This is a genomic window from Sphingomonas sp. Ag1 (genome assembly GCF_000980895.1).
Classification (GTDB): domain Bacteria; phylum Pseudomonadota; class Alphaproteobacteria; order Sphingomonadales; family Sphingomonadaceae; genus Sphingomonas; species Sphingomonas panaciterrae.
The window spans coordinates 149,834-171,843 of sequence record NZ_LAZX01000093.1; the positions used below are offsets into that span (position 1 = coordinate 149,834).

Genomic DNA, 22,010 nt, shown 5'->3' on the forward strand with positions numbered 1-22,010 from the left:
GGGTTGAGCCCCGCGACAGGGCGGCGCATAGGCCGCGGCCATGTCGAAAGCTTCGATGAAGGCGCTGACGCAAGCGCTAGCCGAGCGGCTCACAAAGGGCGCTCTCCCGGGGGAACTGGACGGCTTCGGTCCGGACGAGCGGATGGAGGCGGCCGCCTTCCTTGCCGCGACCGCGCAGACCCGCGCGGCGGGGACTGCGGCGGTAACGCTGGAGCAGCTGCCGGGCGACGGCCCCCAGCGCCGGATGCGGCTGGCGATCGTCAATGACGACATGCCCTTCCTGGTCGATTCGATTGCCGGCATGATCGGGGCGCACGGCCTTGCCATCGACCGGATCCTTCATCCCGTGGTGCCGGTGCGCCGCGATGCCGACGGCGCGCTGGAGAGCGTGGACGAAGCGGGCAACCGCGAATCGATGATCTATATCGAAACCGAGCGCGCCGATGCGCGTGAACGACGTGAACTGGTTGACGATCTGACGGCCGCTCTGGCCGATGTGCGCGTGGCGGTGGCCGATTGGCGCCGGATGCAGGCGACGCTCGCGGCCGATGCCGCCAGCATCGAGGATGTTGGCGGCGATGCGGAAGGCGCCGCGCTGATTCGCTGGTTCCTCGATCGGCATTTCACCCTGCTGGGTCACGAGCGTTGGCTCGCCGACGGCAGCAGCGATGGCGAGCCGCTGGGCATCAGCCGTCATGAGCATGAGCCGCCGCTGCTCGCCGAACGGTCGCGCCGGCTGGCGATGGATTACTTCAACAGCGGCAAGTCCGCGCCATTGCTGCTCAAGTCCAGCCTGCTGTCGCCGGTGCACCGGCGCGTACCGCTTGACCTGGTCGTCGTGCCGATCTGTCGCGGCGCGACGGTCGCCGGGCTGTCGATCCACGCGGGCCTGTGGACTTCGGCCGCGCTCAACGCCCCGCCGCGCAGCGTGCCGGTGCTGCGCCAGCGGCTGGCTGACCTGGAGGCAAAGCTCGGGTTCGATCCGCTCGGCCATACCGGCAAGGCGCTGACCCACGCGCTGGCCACCCTGCCGCACGATCTGGTCACCGCCGTGTCCGCGGAATCGGTCGAGGAACTGGCGCTCGCGGCAATGGGCCTTGCCGATCGCCCGCGGCCCAAGCTGGTGCTGGTCCGCTCCGCACTGGGCCGGCACCTGTTCGCCTTCGCCTGGGTGCCGCGTGACGACCTGTCGACCGCGCGGCGCGTGGCGATCGGCGATATGCTGGCGGAAGCGGCCAACGGGTCGATCCTCAACTGGTCGATCGCGCTGGAGGACGGCCGTGTCGCGCTAATCCGCTACACCATCGACCTACGCCAGTCCGGCGTCGTTCCCGATGTCGCGCCGCTCGACGCGCGGCTCGAAAAGATGGTGCGCGGCTGGGAGCGCGACGTGGAGGCGGCGCTGGCCGAGCGTATCACGCCTTCGCGCGCGGCCCGGCTGGCGATCCGCTGGGCCGGGGCTTTCCCGCCCAACTATCGCAACCTGTCGACCGCGGAGGAAGCGGCGGAGGACGTGCTGCGCGTCTCCGACCTGGCGGACGAGAATGATCGGGCGGTGCACATCTACCCGACGGTGGCGGGCGATGATCACCGGCTGAAGATCTACAAGTCGCATGGCGCGCTGGCGCTGTCCGAAGCGGTGCCGGTGCTGGAGAATTTCGGCTACCGCGTGATCGGCGAACTGCCGACGCGGCTGCGCGATGACAGCGACAGCTTCGTCCACGATTTCATGGTTCAGCCGCAGGGCGATGTCGCCAACATCGACCGCGTCGTCCTGGAAGAGGCGATCACCGCGGTGCTGAAGGGCGTGGCGGAGAATGATGCCTTCAACCGCTTGATGCTGGTGGCTGGCCTTACCCCGTCCGCGGTGCTGCTGTACCGCGCCTGGTTCCGCTATCTGCGTCAGGCGGGGATGACCTACGGCCTGTCGACGGTGGCCGATGCGCTCGGCCGTGCACCGGTGCTGGCCAAGGCGCTGATCGACCGCTTCACGCTGGCGCATGATCCTGCCGCGACCGGGGATGTCGAGGCGATCGATGCGGAAATCGCGGCCGGCCTCGACACGATCGTGGCGATCGACGACGACCGCATCCTGCGCGCGTTCAAGGCGGTGATCGCCGCGACGCTGCGCACCAACGCCTTCGCGCCGGCGGCGGCAGAGGCGCTGGCGTTCAAGCTCGACAGCAGCCGCATCCCCGGGCTGCCGGCACCGCTGCCGTGGCGCGAGGTGTGGGTCTATTCCCCGCGCGTGGAGGGCATCCACCTGCGCTCCGGCCCGGTCGCGCGCGGCGGCCTGCGCTGGTCCGACCGGCGCGACGATTTCCGCACCGAGATCCTCGGCCTGATGAAGGCGCAGCGGGTCAAGAACGCGGTCATCGTGCCGAGCGGCGCGAAGGGCGGCTTCTATCCGAAGCAATTGCCCAGTCCGGCGGTCGATCGCGATGCATGGCTGGCGGAGGGTACCGAGAGCTACCGCATCTTCATCCGCACCTTGTTGTCGATCACCGACAATGTGGTCGCGGGCAAGGTGGTGCATCCGGACGGCGTGCGGGTCCACGACGGCGAGGATCCCTATTTCGTGGTCGCGGCGGACAAGGGCACGGCGACGTTCAGTGACGTTGCCAATGCGATTGCGCTGGAGCGTGGGTTCTGGCTCGGCGACGCCTTCGCCAGCGGTGGCAGCCACGGCTATGACCACAAGGCGATGGGCATCACCGCGCGGGGCGCCTGGGTATCGGTACAGCGCCACTTTGCGGAGCGCGGCGTCGACGTGCAGCGCGAGCCGATCCGCGTGGTTGGCTGCGGCGACATGTCGGGCGACGTGTTCGGCAACGGCATGCTGCTGTCCAAGACGCTCAAGATCGTCGCGGCGTTCGACCACCGTCACATCTTCCTCGATCCCGATCCCGATCCGGCGGCAAGCTGGACCGAACGGGCGCGGCTGTTCGCGCTGCCACGGTCGAGCTGGGAGGATTATGACAAGGGGCTGATCTCGGCTGGCGGCGGCGTCTTCTCGCGCACCGCGAAGACCATCCGCCTGACCCCGGAGGTGAAGGCGGCGCTCGACATCGCGGTGGACGAGATCGAGCCCACGGCGTTGATCTCGGCGATCCTGAAGGCGCCGGTCGACCTCATCTGGTTCGGCGGCATCGGCACCTATGTGAAGGCGGCGTCGGAGAACAATGCGACCGTCGGCGATCCCGCCAATGACCGGCTGCGCGTTGACGCGGAGGACCTTCGCGCGATCGCGGTTGGCGAAGGGGCCAATCTGGGCGTCACCCAGGCCGCGCGTATCGCGTTCGCGGCCAAAGGTGGCCGGATCAATACCGACTTCATCGACAATTCGGCCGGCGTCGATTGTTCGGACAATGAGGTGAACATCAAGATCGCGCTGAATCGCGAGATGGCCGAAGGGCGGCTCGCGTTCGACGATCGCAACACGCTGCTCGAGGCGATGACCGACGATGTCGCCCATCTGGTGCTGGAGGATAACCGGCTCCAGACGCTGGCGCTGTCGATCGCCGAGCGTGGCGGCGTGCGCGCCGTGCCCAGCTACATCCGCGCGATCGAGATCTTCGAGGCGGCGGGCCGGCTGGATCGACGCGTCGAGGGGCTGGCGTCCAACGCCGACCTGTCGCGCCGCGCGGCGGAGGGTGAGGGGCTGACCCGGCCCGAACTGGCGGTGCTGCTGTCGACCGCCAAGCTCGCGCTTCAGGATGCGATCGAGCAGGCGGGCCTTGGTGCCGACGCCTTGCTGGAGCCGGACCTGCGCGCAGCCTTCCCGACGGCGATGCAGGAGAAGTTCGGCAAGGCGATCGACGAGCACCAGCTGCGCGGCGAGATCGTCGCGACGAAGCTCGCCAACCGCATTGTCAACCGCATCGGCCTGCTCAACCCGTTCGAACTGGCGGAAGAGGAAGGCGCGGCACTCGGCGATGTGGCGTCGATGTTCGTCGTGGTCGAGCGGCTGTTCGACCTCGGCGCGCTGTGGCGCGACATCGAGACGACCGCCATGTCGGAGGACGGCCGCCTCGCGCTGTTCGAAGGCGTGGCGCGCGCCGTGCGCGGGCAGGTGGCGGACCTGTTGCGGGTGGTCGATCCCGGCACGATGCCGGGCGAGGTGCTGAAGCGGATTGGCGGCGGCGTCGCCAAGCTGGAAGGGCAGGCGAGCGAGCTGCTGCTGCAGGAGGCACGTGCCGCCAGCGCGCGGATGGCGGAATCGCTGACCGCCACCGGCGCGCCCGCGTCGCTGGTGGCGCGGGTCGTCCGGCTGCATGAAATGGACGGCGCGATCGGCCTCGTCGATCTGAGCGGCAAGAACCACACCGACGAAACCAAGCTCACCCGCGCTTATACGCGGCTGGGCGCAGCGCTGGGCATCGACTGGGCCCAGGCGATGGCGGCGCGGCTGGTGCCGGCCGACCCGTGGGAGCGGCTGCTGGTAGCGGGGCTCGCCCGTGACTTCGAGCAGATGCGGCTGGATTTCCTCGCCCGCGACAATCGCGCCGACATCGATGCGGTGGATGCGTGGCTGACGGAGAATGAGGCGGCCGTGGCCCGCTTCACCGCCGTGGTGAGCCGCGCACGCGGCGCTGCCGCACCGAGCGCCGCGATGCTGGCGCAGGTAGCCAGCCAAGCGCGGGTGTTGCTCGGCCGCTAGACCAGAAAAAGAGCCCCTCCTCGTGGTGAGGAGGGGCTCTTCCTTGTTTGCTCAGCCGCGCCGCGAGGGCGCGAGCCGATCAATCGGCGACGCGCACCACCAGCTTGCCGATTGCCGCGCGGCTTTCCATCTTCGCGATTGCATCGCCGCCCCGGTCGAACGGGAAGATCTCGGTCACCTTGGGCGCAATCTTGCCCTCTGCCCACAGATCAAACAGCTGTTTGATGCTGGCGCGGTTCTTCACCGGCTCGCGCGCCGCGTAAGCGCCCCAGAACACGCCGCGGATGTCGCAGCTCTTCAGCAGCGTCAGGTTCAGCGCGATCTTGGGAATGCCGGCGGGGAAGCCGATCACGAGATAGCGGCCTTCCCAGGCGATCGAGCGGAGCGCAGGCTCGGCATAGTCGCCGCCGACCGCGTCATAGACGATGTCGAACCCGTTCTTGCCGGCCTTTTCCTTGAAGGTATCGGCCAGTGCCTTGCTCTCGTCCTTGGAGAAGGGCGCGCGGCCATAGATGATGACGTCATCGGCGCCTGCATCACGCACCGCCTGTGCCTTTTCCTCGCTCGACACCGCGCCGACAACACGTGCGCCGAACGCCTTGCCAAGTTCGACCGCGGCCAGGCCGACGCCACCCGCTGCGCCCAGGACCAGCAGATTGTCGCCCGCCTTGATGTTACCGCGATCGACCAGCGCGTGGATGGTCGTGCCATAGGTGAGCAGCATCGCCGCCCCTTCCTCGAACGAACGCTCGTCGGGGATGGCGTAGATGTTGTCTGCCTTCATCGCGATCTTCTCGACGAGGCCACCGTTGCCGGTGTTGCCCATCACCCGGTCGCCCGGCTTCCACGCCGTCACGCCTTCGCCGACGCTTTCGACGACGCCCGACACCTCACCGCCCGGCGCGAAGGGGCGCGGCGGCTTGAACTGATATTTGTCCTGGATGATCAGCACGTCGGGATAATTGATCGCGCATGCCTTCACGGCGACGATCACTTCACCGGGTTTGGCAACGGGATCGGGAAGCTCCCCAATCTCCAGCGTTTCAGGTCCGCCCGGCGCCCTCGACAGCAATGCTCGCATTCGTCTCTCCCGCAATCCACGGACGATGCTCATCAAGCATCGTCTCGTATTTCGAAATCGCGGTATCCCTTGCCAGCGTCAGGCCGACCTCGTCCAGCCCCTCCATCAGGCACTGGCGACGGAACGGGTCCAGTTCAAAGGTGAAGCGATCCTGGAAGGGCGTGGTGACGGTCATCGTTTCCAGGTCGATGGTGATCTCATCGGTCTTTGCGACTTCGATCAGGCGGTCCACCGCCTCCTGCGGCAGAACAACGGGTACGATCCCGTTCTTGAACGCGTTGCCCGAGAAGATGTCCGAGAAGCTGGGCGCGATCACCGCCTTAATGCCCATGTCGCCCAGCGCCCAGGCGGCATGTTCGCGGCTGGATCCGCAGCCGAAATTGTCGCCAGCGATCAGGATCGGGCTGCCGGCATAGGCGGGATCGTCGAAGATGTTGCCGGGCTGCGCGCGCACCGTCTCGAACGCGCCGCGGCCAAGGCCGGCGCGCGTAATGGTCTTCAGCCAGTGGGCGGGAATGATCACATCGGTGTCGATGTTCTTCGCGCCCCACGGATAGGCCTTGCCCGCAACGGTACGAACGGCCTCCATCAGCGTTGCTGGACCGTGGCCAGCGTGCTGGGGGTAGCGATCGCGCTATAGGCCGCGACGCCGCTGAGCAGCGAGCCTGCGATCAGCAGGACGAATACTTTCTTCATGTTGCCAAGCCCCTGTTCAAGCCATCAACTCGCGAACGTCGACGAGGTGCCCCGTGACAGCCGCGGCGGCGGCCATCGCGGGCGATAGCAGATGCGTACGCGCACCAGGACCCTGACGGCCAACGAAATTTCGGTTGGAGGTGGAGGCGCAGCGCTCGCCCGGCGGCACCTTGTCCGGGTTCATCGCGAGGCACATGGAGCAACCCGGCTCCCGCCATTCGAAGCCGGCGGCGGTGAAGATGCGATCGAGCCCCTCCGCCTCTGCCTGGCGCTTCACCAGACCAGAGCCAGGGACCACCATGGCGCGCACGCCATCGGCGACGCGCCGGCCATCCGCGACGGCAGCGGCGGCGCGCAGATCCTCGATCCGGCTGTTGGTGCACGATCCGATGAAGACATGCTGGACGGGGACGTCCTGAAGCCGGGTGCCGGGCGTCAGGCCCATATAGTCGAGCGATTTCCTGGCTGCCTCGCGCTTCGACGCATCGGCAAAGCTGTCGGGTTCCGGCACGGTGCCGGTGATCGACACCACGTCCTCCGGGCTGGTGCCCCAGGTGAGCGCCGGCGCGATTTCCGACGCGTCGATCACCACGGTGCGATCGTAGCGCGCGCCCGGATCCGTCGCGAGGGTTCGCCACCAGGCGACGGCCTTGTCCCAATCCGCGCCCTTGGGCGCCATCGGCCGCCCCTTGATATAGGCGAAGGTGGTTTCGTCGGGGGCAATCATGCCGGCGCGCGCGCCCGCCTCGATCGACATGTTCGCGACGGTCAGCCGTCCCTCGACCGACATCTCGCGGATGACGTTGCCGGTATATTCGATGACATAGCCGGTGCCGCCCGCCGCGCCGATGCGGCCGATGATCGCCAGGATAACGTCCTTCGGAGTCACGCCGAAGCCGAGCGTACCCTCTACCCGCACTTCCATCGTCTTCGACGGGCTGAGCAGCAATGTCTGCGTGGCGAGCACATGCTCCACCTCGCTGGTGCCGATACCGAAGGCGAGCGCGCCGAGTGCCCCGTGCGCCGAGGTGTGGCTGTCGCCGCACACGACGGTGGTGCCGGGCAGGGTGAACCCCTGTTCGGGTCCGACGACATGGACGATGCCCTGTTCAGCAGCGAGTGCATCGATGTACGGCACGCCGAAGTCAGCGACATTCTGCCGCAGCGCCGACAATTGCGTCGCGCTTTCGGCGTCGGCGATCGGCAGTTCGCGGCCCTCGGCGTCGACCCGCGCCGTCGTGGGCAGGTTGTGATCGGGAACGGCGAGCGTCAGGTCAGGACGACGCACCCGGCGGCCGGCGACGCGCAGCCCCTCGAACGCCTGCGGGCTGGTAACCTCATGAACGAGGTGGCGATCGATGTAGATCAGGCACGTGCCGTCGTCACGTCGTTCGACGACATGCGCGGCCCAGACCTTTTCGTAGAGGGTAAGCGAACGACTGGCCATGACGCGCGCGCTTTAGCCGCAGATGCGCAACAAATGGAAGAGCGTTAGGCGTTGCGCTGCACAAAGATTGCGCCGAGCTGTTCGCCTTCCGCCCTTCTGTCGGTGATCAGAGCGCGACGTCGTAGGCGGCCGTCGTCTTTCCGGCGATCTCCTCTACGGTCACACCGGGCGCCAGTTCGACCAGCCGGAAGCGGCTCTGGTGATCGGGGCGCTGGAAAACGGCGAGGTCGGTGACGATCATGTCGACCACATTCCTGCCCGTCAGCGGCAGCGTGCATGCCGGGATGAACTTCGGACTGCCGTCCTTGGCGACATGCTCCATCACGACGATGATCTTCTTCACGCCAGCGACGAGATCCATCGCGCCGCCCATGCCCTTGATCATCTTGCCGGGGATCATCCAGTTGGCGATGTCGCCGTTTTCCGCGACTTCCATCGCGCCGAGCACGGTCAGGTCGATATGCCCGCCGCGGATCATCGCGAAGCTCTGGTCGGAGCCGAAATAGACGCTGCTTGGCAGTGCGCTGATCGTCTGCTTGCCGGCGTTGATGAGGTCCGGATCCTCTTCGCCTTCATAGGGGAACGGCCCGATGCCGAGCATGCCGTTCTCGCTCTGCAGCGTCACCGTCATGCCGTCCGGGATGTTGTTCGCGACCAGCGTCGGGATGCCGATGCCCAGGTTCACATAATAGCCGTCGCGCAATTCCTGGGCGGCGCGCGCTGCCATCTGGTTGCGATCCCACGCCATCACTTCGCTCCTTGCATGTCGGTCCAGCGCTTGTCCGCCGGGAAGGTATCGTCCCAGCCGCTGCCGAGGCCGGTGCCGTAAACGGGATTGGGGAGGATGAACCAGCTTCTGCCCCAGCGCGCCGCATAAGGGGGCGACGAGGCGGCCACGCGCCGTGCTGCCGGTGTTCCCTCCAGCGCATCGCTGAAATCCCCGATCTGGTCACCGCCCAGCGCCAGCACGCACCAGCGCGCGGCGATCGCGCGACGGCGGCCGTCCTTTGCGGACTTGCCGTCTGCGTCACCCTTCAGGAACAATGTCTCGCCATGCACGAAGCTGCCGAGACCGGCGCGCGCCAGAGCGTCAGCGGTCTCCGTTGCGGCGGCGACATTGCGGTTGGTGTTGATGATCGGCGTCACGCCCATCGCGCGCAGCGCGGCGAAGGCGGCCGTGGCGCCCGGGACTGCGACCACCTTGTCGGCTCCACCCGCTTCCCACCGCGCCCAGCGACCGGCGTCGAATGCCGCGCCGCTCACGGCATCGTTATATTCGTAGCCGAGATTGAGGATCGCGGTCTCATCCATGTCGAACACGGCGGCAAAGGGCTTGTCGCCGCACGGCACCGCAACCGGCGCACCGTCGGCTGGCAGCACGATCGCCGATTCCGAGGGCCGCCGCCCGGCAATGCGCAGCCGGACATTGTCGACCAGCGCATTATAGGCCTGTTCGCTCAACGCTGCCGCCTCAGCCGAACCGTAGAGAAATTGCATGGCGCCGGGCACGACCGCCGGTCGGGCGCTGCGCGACGGCGCCGGCATGGTCGCGCAGCCCGCCAACGATGCGGCGGCGGCAAGCGCCAGAACCTTCCTCACGCGGCAGTGCCGGTGGGGCGAGGACGCGTCATGCGGAATTCGATCTTCTTGTCGTAGGGCGCGCCGACGACCAGCCGGTTGACGTAGATGCCGGGGAGGTGGATCGCGTCGGGATCAAGGCTGCCGACGGAAACGATTTCCTCCACCTCGGCGACGCAGATGCGGCCGGCGGTCGCCATCGGCTGGTTGAAGTTGCGCGCCGTCTTGCGGAAGATGAGGTTGCCGCTCTCGTCCGCCTTCCAGCCCTTGATGATGCTGAGGTCAGCGCGGATGCCCCGTTCGAGGATATATTCCTCGCCGTCGAACACCTTCACTTCCTTGCCCTCGGCGACCAGCGTGCCGACGCCGGTCTTGGTGTAGAAGCCCGGGATGCCCGCACCGCCAGCGCGGCACCGCTCGGCCAGCGTTCCCTGCGGGCAGAATTCCACCTCCAGCTCGCCCGACAGATACTGGCGCTCGAACTCCTTGTTCTCGCCGACATAGCTGGATATCATCTTCTTGATCTGGCGTGTGCGCAGCAGCTTGCCGAGGCCCTCGCCATCGATGCCGGCATTGTTGCTGGCGACGGTGAGATCCTTCACGCCGGACGCCTGCACCGCGTCGATCAGGCGTTCGGGAATGCCGCACAGGCCAAAGCCGCCGGCGCAGATCAACATCCCGTCATGCAGCAGACCATCAAGCGCCGCCGCGGCATCGGGATAGAGCTTGTTCATGAAACGCCGCCTCTTTTCGCTGGTTTGCGCCGGTTAGCGGCTGGGCGAAAGGGGTTCAAGGCGGCGGGCTCGGCCGAGATGCGCGGGCGAGCGGCGGCAAGAGCCAACCTCCCGGCGAGGCGCCCCGCCGGGCCATTGGCGTAGTGCCGCCCCTCGATCAGAAAACCGCGCGATCGACCCCAAGGGCGTCGGCAAGATCGGCCAGCGCCTGCGTCTCGTCGCTTACCTTGATCGCGTGAATGCCGAGCTGCGCAGCCGGCTTGCAGTTGATGCCGAGGTCATCGAGGTACACGCACTTGTCGGCTGGCTTGCCCAGCGTTTCGAGCATCATTTCATAGATACGCGGATCGGGCTTGCGGATGCCCACCTTGCTCGATTCGATCACATGATCGAACCGCGCCATGATCTCGGCGACCTTGGCTGCCTTTTCGGCGCTGCGCGACATGCCGGCACCTTCGCCAGCGGGCACATTGTTAGTGATGCAGCCAAGGCGATAGCCGTTGCGCTTCAGCCAATCGAGCGCGTGGACCATGCGGGGACGGATGTCGCCGGAGAGCAGGAGCAGGACATCCTCGCCGCGCAGTTCATGGCCCAGGGCGCGCGCTTCTTCGGCGAACTGCGCGTCGAAACCGGCAGCATCGATTTCCGCCCGCTCGAACAAGGCCCAGGCGTTTTCGTCCGGGTTGGTGGCGTTGATCTGCCGGATCAGATCCTCCGGCAGCCCACGTTCGCGCTCCAGCCGGTTGAAGGCCTCGAAAGGCGAAGAGGTGATTACCCCGCCGAAGTCAAAGATCACGGTGTCGCGCATGAAGTGGTCCTTAAAGGTGGTCGAGATGTCCGAGGGGCCGGCCGATCGCAAACGCCGCGTGCGGCGCTTATTTCCCGCGCGGCTGCGCGGCGAGGCGCGAGATGAGGACCGCACTCCGCAGCGCCTGGCGCGGCAGGCTGGTGAGATCGACCCACTCGCCCACCGCATGCGCGCCGCCCCCGGCCACGCCCATGCCGCCCAGCGTTACCGCGTCCGCGGCGACGAAGCTGGAATCCGCCGCGCCGCGCTTGGCGGGGTCCATTTCCAGCATCTCGGGCAGGCCGAGGTCGCGATTGACCGCGTTCAGCTCGTTCATCAGCGCGCGGTTGGCCGCGGTCGGCGGCATCGAGGGATAGCCTTCGAAGAAGCGGATCGACGCCTGGGTGCCGGGCAGGTGGCGGGCAACGATTGCCGTCATCGCCGCCTTTGCCTTGGCATCCTGTTCCGGCGTCAGGCTGCGCAGATCGCCGCGCACGACCGCCCGGGCGGGGATCACGTTGGTCTTGCCCTCCGCGGTGCCCTTCACGCCGGCATCGTCGAGCGCGGCGGGCGTGCCGCCGACGACGACGCTGGCATTGTAGGTGAGGTTCGGTTCCGCCAGCGTGCGGCGGAATTCGTCGAGGATGCGCGCCATCTCGTACACCGCGCCATAGCCCATCGACGCATTGAAGATGCCGCTGGAATGGCCCGTCTTGCCGGTGGTGACGAGTTCCCAGTTGGTCGAGCTTCGCCGCGCGGTGGTGGCATATTCCTGGTCGCCATCGCGGGCGACATTCTCATATTCCAGTGCGATGTCGGCCCATTTGCCGGCGTCGACGAGATCGCGGCGGGCGACCTCCAGCGGGGCGCCGGTCTTTTCCTCGTCGCCGGTCAGGACGATCTTGATATCGGCATTGCGCAGGGTTCCGGCGGCCTGCATCGCACGCAAGGCGGCGACGATCACCACCAGCCCGCCCTTGTCATCGCCAACGCCGGGGCCGGTCACGCGGTCGCCCTCCCGCTTCCAGCCGGTGAAGGGACTGTCGGGTTCGAACACGGTGTCGAGGTGGCCGATCAGCAGGATGCGCTTGCCACGGCCGTTACCCTTGTGGGTCGCGACGATGTGGCCTGCGCGGCCCGTCGCCGTCATGTCGATCCAGTCAACGGTGAAGCCAAGTGGCGCCAGTTCGGCGCGCATCATCTCGCCGACGGCCTTCACCCCGGCAAGGTTGAGGCTGCCCGAATTCTGCAGCACCAGCTTTTCCAGCAAGGCCTCGTGGCGCGGCGCTTCGCTCGCGACCACCTCCCCCATCCGCTTTTCCGGCGCGCTGGTGGCGGCGGTGGTGAGCAGGGCGAGGGCGGCAAGGGCGGTGCGCAGGATCATGCACGGCGGGCTAACAAAGCAGCCGGTCCGTGAACAGGGTGGGTGTATCAAATCGTTGCGTTACGGGGCGCAGATTGAACCCCCGGCGACGCTGCGCCATGGGAGGATTGCTGCACGGGTCGGTGCGGCAGTGGCGATCGGGCACCAAGCCGGACGCACCGCAGGAGACCGAACATGAATGTTGCCATCCTTGCCGGGCTGTTGCTCGGCGCGCCTCAGCCGGAGGCGCACCACGTCGAGATTGATCATCAGGGCCAGCGGGTCGACGTGACGTACCAGAGCGCGACTGACGTCATCCATAAGCAGGTCGGCGCAGTGGGCGCCGCCGGGCGCGGCAGCACGCTGCGTTGCGTCTGGCGTGCCAACGTCAGCGTCGCACGCGAGGCGCGCAGCACGGCGGGCCATGTTCTCGCCCGCACGATCGCTGGCGATGCGCCGGTGGAGGGCAGCCGCGCGGGCTGGTGCTCGGCGCAGCGCGGCGCGATCGCGCAGGACATTGCGGCCCGCAGCGCAGATACGCGCGCGCATCTTCTCGCGGTGGCTGAGCGGGACCGTGAGGTTCTGGCGCTAGAGCTTGATACCGCCCATGCCGCGGGGCGCAGCTAAGTGCGCGCAGTCGGGATGATGGCGGCCGCGGGCCTGTGTGCCCTGGCCTCGCCCGCGATCGCGCAGGTTGCGGTTGGCGGCAGTGTCGAGATCGCGACGGATGAGCGTCGTCGTGGCATCAGCTGGAGCGACGGAAAGGTGGCGCCCGCGGCGAGCGTGCGGGCCAGTGTGCCGTTCGGGCTGGACCTGGGCGTGCGGGCCACCGGCACGCGGGGCGACCCACGACATGGCGGCGCTGACGCCGTGTTCGACGTGACGGGCGGCTTCACGCGTGACATTGGCGGCGGGCTGCGGCTGGACGGTTTCGTCGCCGGGCACCTGTTTGCCGGGGCGAGGGGCGGCATGGACTATGTCGAGGGCGGCCTTGGCGCGAGCTATGCGCTGGGCCCGGCAGAGCTTGGCGTGGACGCGCGCTACGCACCCAGCCAGTCCGCGATCGGCGGCGACAATCTATGGATCGGCGCGCGCGCGCGCGTGGGCGTGCCGGCGACGCCGTTTACCGTGAACGCCTCCGTCGGGCATTCGTCCGGCAGCGTGGATGACTGGCAGCGCGCGGCGCGGCTTCGCCCCGGCGGAAATTACACCGACTGGTCGCTGGGCGTCGACCATATCACCGGGCCATTCAGCATCGGCGTGCTGTACACCGGCACCGACATCGATGATCGCGTGCTCGCCTCCCCCTTCGCCAATCCGCGGCACACCGGCGACAAGGTGTCGGCACGGCTGGCGATCAGCTTCTGACAACAGGCGCCGGGAATTCAGCCCGCTGAAGCGGGGCTGCACCCCGGCGCAAAATTTCATGACGAGGTCTCTTTTCTTCCCCCGCTGAAACGGCAACAAAGCTGCAAAACACCGTGGGAGATGATGTATGAAGTCGCCAATCTGCGCGATGCTGGGAATCGATTTCCCGCTGCTCGCCTTCAGCCACTGCCGCGACGTGGTCGCCGCGGTCAGCCGCGCTGGCGGGTTTGGCGTGCTGGGCGCGACCGGGCACACGCTGGAAAGCCTAGAGACCGAGCTGGCGTGGATCGACGCGCATGTCGACGGCAAGCCTTATGGCCTCGACGTGCTGATCCCCGAAAATCTCGCGACCGGCGGTGCGAAGGGGCTGACCCGCGCGTCGATCATGGACAAGGTGCCGCCGCAGCACCGCGCCTTCGTCGGCGAACTGGCGGAAAAGCATCACTTCTCGTTGCCGCCCGAGCACCCTGACAGCGACGCACCGGCGCCGTTCGATCCCAATCTGGCGCTGGCGATGCTCGACGTGGCGTTCCGCCACCCGATCAAGCTGATCGCCAATGCGCTGGGCGTGCCGCCGCAGGCGATGATCGACATGGGGCGCGAGCGCGGCGTGCCGGTCGCGGCGCTGGTCGGGGCGAAGGAACATGCCCTACGGCAGGTGGACGCAGGCGTCGACATTCTGGTGGTGCAGGGCGGCGAGGCCGGCGGCCATTGCGGCGAGGTTTCTACCATGGTGCTGGTGCCCGAGGTGATCCGCGCGCTGGAGGCGCAAGGGAAGCGCGTGCCGATCCTTGCCGCGGGTGGGATCATGACCGGCAGCCAGATGGCGGGGGCAATGGCGATGGGGGCCGACGGCGTGTGGACCGGATCGGTCTGGCTCGCGACGCCGGAGAGCGAATGTTCGGACGTGTTCCGCGAGAAGATGGTCGAGGCGACGTCACGCGACACGGTGCGGTCGAAGAGCCGCACCGGCAAGCCTTCCCGCCAGCTGCGCTCGGCGTGGACCGATGCGTGGGAAGGGCCGAACTCGCCCGGACCGCTGCCGATGCCGTACCAGAGCCTGATCAGCGAACCTGCGATCCGCGCGTGCGATATCGCGGCGCAGAAAGGGGACCCGGCCGCGCGCGACATGGTGACATACTTCGTGGGGCAGGGCGTCGGCCTTGTCGATCAGGTCCGGCCAGCGGGGCAAGTGGTGCAGGATTTCAAGCTGGAGTTCGCCGAGGCGATGGAGCGGATGATGGGACTGGTCGAAAGCTGAAACGATTGGTCGCATTCGGCCGCATCCTCGGCTGACCGTCAATCTTTGAGTAAGGTTCGCGTCGCCATGCCGGCCAGGCAACGCTGAGACTGGCGTGTGCACGGAGGATCTGGTTCGTATGCGCTTGTACCGGGCAAGCTCATTCATTTTCCCACGAAGCTTGCAGCTGCGGATCTTTGCCGTCTGCTTCGTTGCGACTCATCTTCCGCTGCTGGGCTTCATCATCTGGGCGGCGGCGACGCATCGGCTGGATCCGACGGGGGTGTTGGTGGTCGTCGGCGCGACGGTGCTGGGTCTGGCGCTGGCGCTGGCGGGTATCTTCGCGCTGCTCGCACCGATCCATCTTGCGGCCAAGGCGCTGAACGAGGCGGAGGAGGGCCAGGTGCCGAGCGTGCCGTTGGTATCGGGCAATGATCTGGTCGCGCGCCTGCTCGCCGGGATCAACCGCGCGGCGCAATCGACCGCCGAACGGATGCGGTCGCTTCAGCGCGACGCTGTGCAGGATCCGCTGACCAGCGTGCTCAATCGCCGCGGCCTGCTGGCGCAGCTCGACGCCATGCCCGAACATCATACCGCCGGCGCCCTGGCTTTGGTCGACCTCGACCATTTCAAGCTGGTCAACGACCTGCTTGGCCATGAGACGGGCGACCGGGTGCTGCACGATTTCGCGCACAGGCTGGTTGCCGCCGTGCGCCGGACGGACATGGTGGCGCGCTGGGGGGGCGAGGAATTCCTGATCTATTTTCCCGGTGCGACCGAGGCGGTGGCGCAGGCTGTGCTGATGCGGATCGCGGAGCGGCTGCGCGCCGATCCGCTGGCGCATGTCGGGGACCGGCCGCTCAGCTTCTCCGCCGGCACCACCGCTGCATCGCGCGGGACCTTCGACGAGGCGACGCGACGGGCGGACGCAGCGCTGTACGAGGCGAAGCATCGCGGGCGTGCCCGCATTCTGAGCAGTGCGGAGCTGCGCATCTGACCGGCGCAGCGGCAGTCAGATGCCGTCGGGAAAGACCGTGTGGCCGGCCGCTTCCAGCGCGGCGGTCAGATCGGTGACACAGGCGTCGACGGCGGCAGGATCCGACGAGCGAACGACGAAGTTCGCGCCGGTGCGCCCCTCGCGAAAGAACGGGTAGCTGCCGATCGCGACGCCGGCATGGGTGCGCTCCGCGTGGCTGAGTAGCTCCGCGATCTCGCTTTCCGCCACCCAGCAACCGATCTGCCGGCTGACGACGGGGCGGCCGCCCTCCAGCGTGCCGGTGAGCGAATCGAGCATTCCGGCCGTGATGTTGGGCACGCCCGCCATGATGAAGATGTTGCCGATGTGGATGCCCGGTGCACCCGACATGCGGTTTTCGATCAGGCTCGCACCCTCGGGCACGCGCGCCATGCGAAGCCGCGCATCGGTGATCCCGCCGCGCGATCCATAATAACGTTCCAGCACCGCCACCGCCTTGGGGTGATGAACGACGCCGACGCCAAGCGCCGTGGCGATCGCATCGACGGTGATGTCGTCATGCGTCGGCCCGATGCCGCCGGTGGTGAACAGGTAATCGTTGCGCGCGCGCAGGATGTTGACCGCCTCGACGATCGCCTCCTGCCGGTCGGGCACCACGCGAACCTCGACCAGGCGGATGCCCTGGACGTTCAGCCATTGCGCGATCTGCGCGACGTTCTTGTCCTGCGTGCGTCCGGAGAGAATCTCGTCCCCGATCACCACGAGAGCGGCGGTCCAGATGCGTTCGCTTTCCATGCGGCACTGGCATAGCCTCGCAAAAGTGCGCCCGTCACGCTATATCCGCGGGCATGACCGAATATGTGACCGTGACCAGCGACGCGCCGCTGGGACGCAATGGAGCGATCAAGCTTCATGGACCAGAGGCCTTCGCCGGGATGCACGCCGCCGGCCGGCTGGCGGCCGAAACGCTCGACATGATCGTGCCGCACATGGTGCCCGGCGTGACCACGGCCGAGATCGATCGGCTGGTGTACGATTTCATCACCAGCCGTGGGGCGGTGCCGGCGACGCTGGGCTATCGCGGATACACGCACAGTTGCTGCATCTCGATCAACCATGTCGTCTGCCACGGTATTCCCAGCGACAAGACGCTGAAGTCGGGCGACATCGTCAACGTCGACGTGACCCCGATCGTCGATGGCTGGCACGGCGATTCGTCGCGGATGTACCTGATTGGTGACGTGCCGCTGAAGGCGCGGCGCCTGGTCGACGTGACCTATGAATGCCTGATGCTCGGCATCGAGCAGGCGAAGCCGGGCAACACGATGGGCGATGTGGCGCATGTCATTCAGCGCCATGCAGAGTCGCACCGCTATGGCGTGGTGCGCGATTTCTGCGGCCATGGCCTGGGACGCCTGTTCCACGACGCGCCGGAAGTGGTTCATGTCGGGCGGCCGGGAACGGGGCCGGAGCTGAAGCCGGGGATGATCTTCACCATCGAGCCAATGATCAACATCGGGCGGCCCGATGTGAAGCTGCTCGACGATGGCTGGACGGCGGTGACGCGCGACCGGTCGCTGTCGGCGCAGTTCGAGCATTCGATCGGCATCACCGAGGACGGATGCGAAATCTTCACGCTCTCGCCCGCCGGTCTGCACAAGCCGCCGTATCTTTGACCGGACCGTCGCCGCGCCGTTCAGGGCGGCGCGCTGACTAAGATCACCTGTCCATTGTGACAGGTGATCGCCACTTCCCTTCCGAACCAACCTGCGTCAGTCTCCCGCGCCAAAGCCTCAGCAAGGGGCGGGGGAGAGGAACATGCGGCTTGGATATGCGCTGGTCGCGGCGCTCGCGCTGACGGCGTGCAAGGCGGCGACAACCACCGAAAATGCAGCCGATCGCAGCGCCGCCACCGGCGTTGGCAAGGTCGATGGCGCGCTTCTGACCACCGGCGGCGACGGCCGCGATTGGGCGATGGCCGGCTTCAACTATCAGGAACAGCGTTTCTCCCCGCTGACCCAGATCAACGCCGGCAATGTCGGTCAACTGGGCCTCGCCTGGTATGCGGACATGCCCGACGCGCGCGGTCAGGAGGCGACCCCGGTCGTCATCGACGGCAAGCTCTTCGTCACGGGTCCCTGGTCCAAGGTGTTCGCTTACGACGCGGGAACCGGGCAGAAATTGTGGGAGTTCGACCCCGGCGTCGACAAGGCGAAGGGTGTCGAGGCCTGCTGCGATGTGGTCAACCGCGGTGTCGCGGCGTGGAAAGGGCGGCTGTACGTCGGCACGATCGACGGCCGCCTGATCGCGCTCGACGCGGCGACCGGCAAGCAGGACTGGTCGGTCCAGACCACCGACAATTCAAAGCCCTACACCATCACCGGCGCGCCGCGCGTGGTGAAGGGGATGGTCGTCATCGGCAATGGCGGCGCGGAGTTCGGCGTGCGCGGCTATGTCACCGCTTATGATGCCGGCACCGGCGCGAAGAAGTGGCGCTTCTACACCGTCCCCAACCCGACCGGTGCGCCGGACGGCGAGGCAAGCGACGCGGCGATGGCGAAGGTCGCGCCGACCTGGTCGGAGAACGGCCAGTGGAAGCAGTCCGGCGGCGGCGGCACGGTGTGGGATTCGATCGTCTATGACGCGGAGCTAGACCAGCTGTACCTCGGCGTCGGCAACGGTTCGCCCTGGAACCATGGTCTGCGGAGCGAGGGCAAGGGCGACAACCTGTTCCTTTCCTCGATTGTCGCGCTGAAGCCCGATACCGGCGAATATGTCTGGCATTATCAGGAGACGCCGGGCGAGACGTGGGACTTCACCGCCACCCAGCCGATCAACCTCGCCACGCTCAACATTGGCGGCAAGCAGCGCCGCGTGTTGATGCAGGCGCCCAAGAACGGCTTTTTCTACGTGGTCGATCGCACGAACGGGAAGCTGATCAACGCCGGCCAGTTCATCCCCGGCGTCAACTGGGCGAGCGGCTATGACCTGAAGACGGGGCGCCCGATCGAGAACCCGGAAGCGCGCTATTACAAGACGGGCAAGCCGTTCGTTGCGGTGCCGAGCGCCATCGCCGCGCACAATTGGCAGCCGATGAGCTTCAACCCGCAGGCAGGCCTTGCCTATATTCCGGCACAGATCGTCGGCTCGGCCTATCTCAACCCGTCGTCGGATCTGGATCAGGCGAAGCCGCTTGGCTTCAACGTCGGCCAGGATCTCGGCAATGCCATGTATCCGCGCGATCCCGCGGCGGTGAAGCAGGCGATTGCGGGCGCCACCGGGCGGCTCGTCGCCTGGGATCCGGTCGCCAACAAGGCGCGCTGGACGGTGGATTATCCGACACCGTGGAACGGCGGCACGATGACCACGGCGGGCAATCTCGTCTTCCAGGGGACGGCGCTGGGCGAGTTCCGGGCCTATGCCGCGGATACCGGCAAGCAGCTCTTCACCTATCCGGTCGGCACCGGGATCATGGCCGGCGCCGCGACCTTCATGATCGGCAACGACCAATATGTCGCGGTGCTCGCCGGGCGTGGCGGCGCGCTGCCGCTGTCGATCGGCTATGCCATCGGCAAGGCCCGCGACGTGCCCAACGTGCCGCGCCTGTTGGTGTTCAAGCTCGGCGGCACGGCCAAGCTACCCGGTACCACGCCGCAGGATTCGACCCCGGTGAACCTGCCCGAGAACAAGGCGACGCCGCAGCAGGTGGCGCAGGGCCAGGCGCTGTTCGGCCGCTATTGCCAGGTCTGCCACGGCGCGAGCGCTGGCGGCGGCGGCGTGCTGCCGAACCTGCAGCGCTCCGCGACGCTGAGCGACCCCGACACGTGGAAGGCGATCCTGATCGACGGGATGCTGAAGGACCGCGGCATGGTCAGCTTCGCCAAGGTGCTGACGCCCGAACAGGCGCAGCTGATCCGCCTCTATGTCATCGATGAGGCGCATTGGGCGCAGAAGAACCTCGCCGGTGCCACCAAGGTGGTAACGCCCCGGCCGGGCGCCGCCGCCTCTCCCGTACCGACGGGGGTTCGGTGACGGCGACCTGGTGATCGGCGCATGCATGGGTGGGCGCTGCCCTAGAAAGTGGCATCGCCCGCCGGCTGCCTGATTTTTGGGCGGCGCTTTCTCAAGGGAAGAAGGCGAGTCGCCACCTTGCCCTTCGCGGCCCCGGCTGGCACGTTCGATGCAAGCACCAGACACCGGGGCGAGGGTTCTAACCAGGGGTGGGCGTTTCCGCGTGAAGAAGATCGAAGCGATCATCAAACCGTTCAAGCTCGATGAGGTGAAGGAGGCGCTCCATGAGGTGGGCGTGTCCGGAATCACGGTGACCGAGGCGAAGGGGTTCGGGCGGCAGAAGGGCCATACCGAATTATATCGCGGTGCCGAATATGTCGTCGACTTCCTGCCCAAGGTGAAGCTCGAGGTGGTCGTCGAGGACGGTCTGGTCGAACGCGTGGTCGAGGCGATTGCCCAGGCCGCGCAGACCGGGCGGATCGGCGACGGCAAGATCTTCGTCATCCCGGTCGAAACGGCAATGCGCATCCGCACGGGTGAGCGAAACGACGACGCGATCTGAACCCTTAACAAACGGCCCGGCATAGAATCGGGCCGCCCCGGCAACGAGAAAGTCCTGGCCGCGCCAGGAACCCGCAGAGGAAGATCAGAGCAATGGCAACGACCGCCGCAGACGTCATCAAGCGTATCAAGGACGAAGAGATCGAGTGGATCGATCTCCGCTTCACCGATCCCAAGGGCAAGTGGCAGCACCTGACCATGGTCGCCAGCGTGATGGGCGAGGATGAGTGGACCGACGGCCTGATGTTCGACGGCTCGTCGATCGAAGGCTGGAAGGCGATCAACGAGAGCGACATGATCCTGAAGCCGGATCTGGACGCGATCTATAACGATCCCTTCTCCGCGACGCCAATGCTGATCGTGTTCTGCGACATCCTCGAGCCGTCGACCGGCGAGGGCTATACCCGTGATCCGCGCACCACGGCGAAGCGCGCCGAGGCTTATGTCGCCTCGACCGGCGTTGGCGACACCGTCTATGTCGGCCCCGAAGCCGAATTCTTCATGTTCGACAACGTGCAGTTCGACACGAATTACGCCGAATCCTACTTCAAGATCGACGATATCGAGCTGCCGACCAACACCGGCCGCGAGTACGAGGGTGGCAACCTTGCGCATCGCCCGCGTGCCAAGGGCGGCTATTTCCCGGTCGCGCCGGTCGACAGCGCCGTCGATATCCGCGGCGAGATGGTGTCGACCATGCTCGAAATGGGCCTGCCGTGCGACAAGCATCACCATGAGGTGGCGGCCGCGCAGCATGAGCTGGGCCTCACCTTCGGCACGCTGACCACGACCGCCGACCGGATGCAGATCTACAAGTACGTCGTGCATCAGGTGGCGCATGCCTATGGCAAGTCGGCCACCTTCATGCCCAAGCCGATCAAGGAAGATAACGGTTCGGGCATGCACACGCACTTCTCGATTTGGGAGAAGGGCAACCCGCTGTTCGCCGGCAACGGCTATGCCGGGCTGAGCGACACCTGCCTGTATTTCATTGGCGGCATCATCAAGCACGCCAAGGCGATCAACGCCTTCACCAACCCGACCACTAACAGCTACAAGCGGCTGGTGCCGGGTTATGAGGCGCCGGTGCTGCTGGCCTATTCGAGCCGCAACCGCTCGGCCTCCTGCCGTATTCCGTACGGCACGGGCGCCAAGTCGAAGCGTGTCGAGGTGCGCTTCCCGGATGCGATGGCGAACCCGTACCTCGCTTATGCCGCGCTGCTGATGGCTGGTCTGGATGGGATCCAGAACAAGATCCATCCGGGCGATGCGATGGACAAGAACCTCTATGACCTGCCGCCGGCAGAGCTGGCCGAGGTTCCGACCGTCGCCGCGTCGCTGCGCGAGGCGCTCGACAGCCTGCTGGCCGATCACGACTTCCTGCTGAAGGGCGACGTGTTCACCAAGGATCAGATCGAGGCCTATGTCGAGCTGAAGTGGAGCGAAGTCGCACGCTGGGAAATGACGCCGAGCCCGGTCGAATACGACATGTATTACAGCGCCTAAGC

At 66.8% G+C, this 22,010-nt stretch carries 18 protein-coding genes; 9 read left to right on the forward strand and 9 right to left on the reverse strand.

Annotated features, from left to right (window positions below; translation table 11 throughout):
* Positions 1-40: 40 nt before the first annotated feature.
* Positions 41-4,660, forward strand: coding sequence for an NAD-glutamate dehydrogenase (locus XM50_RS12480; protein ID WP_046409891.1), 4,620 nt, complete (start codon positions 41-43; stop codon positions 4,658-4,660).
* Between the two features lie 79 nt (positions 4,661-4,739).
* Here the strand turns inward: XM50_RS12480 and XM50_RS12485 are convergent, their stop codons facing one another.
* The 8 genes from XM50_RS12485 to XM50_RS12520 all read right to left on the reverse strand — a co-directional run bounded on the left by XM50_RS12485 (position 4,740) and on the right by XM50_RS12520 (position 12,367).
* Positions 4,740-5,741 carry an NADPH:quinone oxidoreductase family protein gene (locus tag XM50_RS12485; RefSeq protein ID WP_125944102.1) on the reverse strand — a complete coding sequence of 334 codons (1,002 nt, stop codon included), beginning with the start codon at positions 5,739-5,741 and terminating at the stop codon, positions 4,740-4,742.
* Positions 5,704-6,330, reverse strand: a complete 627-nt coding sequence (gene leuD / locus XM50_RS12490; protein WP_046409894.1) for a 3-isopropylmalate dehydratase small subunit — start codon at positions 6,328-6,330, stop codon at positions 5,704-5,706. The genes XM50_RS12485 and leuD overlap by 38 nt, the downstream gene beginning before the upstream one ends.
* Before the next feature lie 123 nt (positions 6,331-6,453).
* Entirely contained in the window at positions 6,454-7,884 is a 1,431-nt protein-coding gene (gene leuC / locus XM50_RS12495) for a 3-isopropylmalate dehydratase large subunit (RefSeq protein WP_046409895.1), read from the reverse strand.
* A 106-nt stretch (positions 7,885-7,990) separates the two neighbouring features.
* Positions 7,991-8,632 (reverse strand): CoA transferase subunit B, encoded by a 642-nt coding sequence (locus tag XM50_RS12500; protein ID WP_046409896.1) that lies wholly within the window; start codon positions 8,630-8,632, stop codon positions 7,991-7,993.
* A complete protein-coding gene (locus XM50_RS12505) occupies positions 8,632-9,429 on the reverse strand; it encodes an HAD family acid phosphatase (protein WP_046410039.1) in 798 nt (265 codons plus the stop codon). The genes XM50_RS12500 and XM50_RS12505 overlap by 1 nt, the downstream gene beginning before the upstream one ends.
* Before the next feature lie 50 nt (positions 9,430-9,479).
* Positions 9,480-10,196, reverse strand: coding sequence for a CoA transferase subunit A (locus XM50_RS12510; protein ID WP_046409897.1), 717 nt, complete (start codon positions 10,194-10,196; stop codon positions 9,480-9,482).
* A 157-nt stretch (positions 10,197-10,353) separates the two neighbouring features.
* Positions 10,354-11,004 carry an HAD-IA family hydrolase gene (locus XM50_RS12515; RefSeq protein ID WP_046409899.1) on the reverse strand — a complete coding sequence of 217 codons (651 nt, stop codon included), beginning with the start codon at positions 11,002-11,004 and terminating at the stop codon, positions 10,354-10,356.
* Positions 11,005-11,071: 67 nt separating this feature from the next.
* A complete protein-coding gene (locus XM50_RS12520) occupies positions 11,072-12,367 on the reverse strand; it encodes a M20/M25/M40 family metallo-hydrolase (protein WP_046409900.1) in 1,296 nt (431 codons plus the stop codon).
* Positions 12,368-12,541: 174 nt separating this feature from the next.
* Between XM50_RS12520 and XM50_RS12525 the strand changes: the two genes are divergently transcribed.
* The 4 genes from XM50_RS12525 (at position 12,542) to XM50_RS12540 (ending at position 15,951) form a co-directional block, all read left to right on the forward strand.
* Positions 12,542-12,973, forward strand: coding sequence for a hypothetical protein (locus tag XM50_RS12525; RefSeq protein ID WP_052742565.1), 432 nt, complete (start codon positions 12,542-12,544; stop codon positions 12,971-12,973).
* Positions 12,974-13,714 (forward strand): TorF family putative porin, encoded by a 741-nt coding sequence (locus XM50_RS12530; protein WP_231621966.1) that lies wholly within the window; start codon positions 12,974-12,976, stop codon positions 13,712-13,714.
* Between the two features lie 127 nt (positions 13,715-13,841).
* A complete protein-coding gene (locus XM50_RS12535) occupies positions 13,842-14,975 on the forward strand; it encodes an NAD(P)H-dependent flavin oxidoreductase (protein WP_046409904.1) in 1,134 nt (377 codons plus the stop codon).
* Between the two features lie 160 nt (positions 14,976-15,135).
* Positions 15,136-15,951, forward strand: a complete 816-nt coding sequence (locus XM50_RS12540) for a GGDEF domain-containing protein (RefSeq protein ID WP_331386567.1) — start codon at positions 15,136-15,138, stop codon at positions 15,949-15,951.
* Between the two features lie 15 nt (positions 15,952-15,966).
* Here XM50_RS12540 and XM50_RS12545 read toward each other — a convergent pair whose 3' ends face one another.
* Complete coding sequence (locus XM50_RS12545; RefSeq protein WP_046409906.1) at positions 15,967-16,725, reverse strand: competence/damage-inducible protein A; 759 nt, start codon at positions 16,723-16,725, stop codon at positions 15,967-15,969.
* Between the two features lie 53 nt (positions 16,726-16,778).
* Between XM50_RS12545 and map the strand changes: the two genes are divergently transcribed.
* From map to glnA, 4 genes are all read left to right on the forward strand, one after another.
* Entirely contained in the window at positions 16,779-17,606 is an 828-nt protein-coding gene (gene map / locus XM50_RS12550) for a type I methionyl aminopeptidase (protein ID WP_046409907.1), read from the forward strand.
* A gap of 142 nt (positions 17,607-17,748) precedes the next feature.
* On the forward strand, positions 17,749-19,962 hold the full coding sequence (locus XM50_RS12555) for a PQQ-dependent dehydrogenase, methanol/ethanol family (RefSeq protein WP_046409909.1): 2,214 nt from the start codon (positions 17,749-17,751) through the stop codon (positions 19,960-19,962).
* Positions 19,963-20,164: 202 nt separating this feature from the next.
* Complete coding sequence (locus XM50_RS12560) at positions 20,165-20,503, forward strand: P-II family nitrogen regulator (RefSeq protein WP_046409910.1); 339 nt, start codon at positions 20,165-20,167, stop codon at positions 20,501-20,503.
* Positions 20,504-20,595: 92 nt separating this feature from the next.
* A complete protein-coding gene (gene glnA / locus XM50_RS12565) occupies positions 20,596-22,008 on the forward strand; it encodes a type I glutamate--ammonia ligase (protein ID WP_046409911.1) in 1,413 nt (470 codons plus the stop codon).
* Positions 22,009-22,010: the final 2 nt, after the last annotated feature.

What these genes read in the sequence shown, in the direction of transcription:
- XM50_RS12480 (WP_046409891.1), top strand. Translation starts at nt 41, where the DNA reads ATGTCGAAAGCTTCGATGAAGGCGCTGACGCAAGCGCTAGCCGAGCGG.
- XM50_RS12485 (WP_125944102.1), bottom strand. Translation starts at nt 5,741, where the DNA reads ATGCGAGCATTGCTGTCGAGGGCGCCGGGCGGACCTGAAACGCTGGAG.
- leuD (WP_046409894.1), bottom strand. Translation starts at nt 6,330, where the DNA reads ATGGAGGCCGTTCGTACCGTTGCGGGCAAGGCCTATCCGTGGGGCGCG.
- leuC (WP_046409895.1), bottom strand. Translation starts at nt 7,884, where the DNA reads ATGGCCAGTCGTTCGCTTACCCTCTACGAAAAGGTCTGGGCCGCGCAT.
- XM50_RS12500 (WP_046409896.1), bottom strand. Translation starts at nt 8,632, where the DNA reads ATGGCGTGGGATCGCAACCAGATGGCAGCGCGCGCCGCCCAGGAATTG.
- XM50_RS12505 (WP_046410039.1), bottom strand. Translation starts at nt 9,429, where the DNA reads ATGCCGGCGCCGTCGCGCAGCGCCCGACCGGCGGTCGTGCCCGGCGCC.
- XM50_RS12510 (WP_046409897.1), bottom strand. Translation starts at nt 10,196, where the DNA reads ATGAACAAGCTCTATCCCGATGCCGCGGCGGCGCTTGATGGTCTGCTG.
- XM50_RS12515 (WP_046409899.1), bottom strand. Translation starts at nt 11,004, where the DNA reads ATGCGCGACACCGTGATCTTTGACTTCGGCGGGGTAATCACCTCTTCG.
- XM50_RS12520 (WP_046409900.1), bottom strand. Translation starts at nt 12,367, where the DNA reads ATGATCCTGCGCACCGCCCTTGCCGCCCTCGCCCTGCTCACCACCGCC.
- XM50_RS12525 (WP_052742565.1), top strand. Translation starts at nt 12,542, where the DNA reads ATGAATGTTGCCATCCTTGCCGGGCTGTTGCTCGGCGCGCCTCAGCCG.
- XM50_RS12535 (WP_046409904.1), top strand. Translation starts at nt 13,842, where the DNA reads ATGAAGTCGCCAATCTGCGCGATGCTGGGAATCGATTTCCCGCTGCTC.
- XM50_RS12545 (WP_046409906.1), bottom strand. Translation starts at nt 16,725, where the DNA reads ATGGAAAGCGAACGCATCTGGACCGCCGCTCTCGTGGTGATCGGGGAC.
- map (WP_046409907.1), top strand. Translation starts at nt 16,779, where the DNA reads ATGACCGAATATGTGACCGTGACCAGCGACGCGCCGCTGGGACGCAAT.
- XM50_RS12555 (WP_046409909.1), top strand. Translation starts at nt 17,749, where the DNA reads ATGCGGCTTGGATATGCGCTGGTCGCGGCGCTCGCGCTGACGGCGTGC.
- glnA (WP_046409911.1), top strand. Translation starts at nt 20,596, where the DNA reads ATGGCAACGACCGCCGCAGACGTCATCAAGCGTATCAAGGACGAAGAG.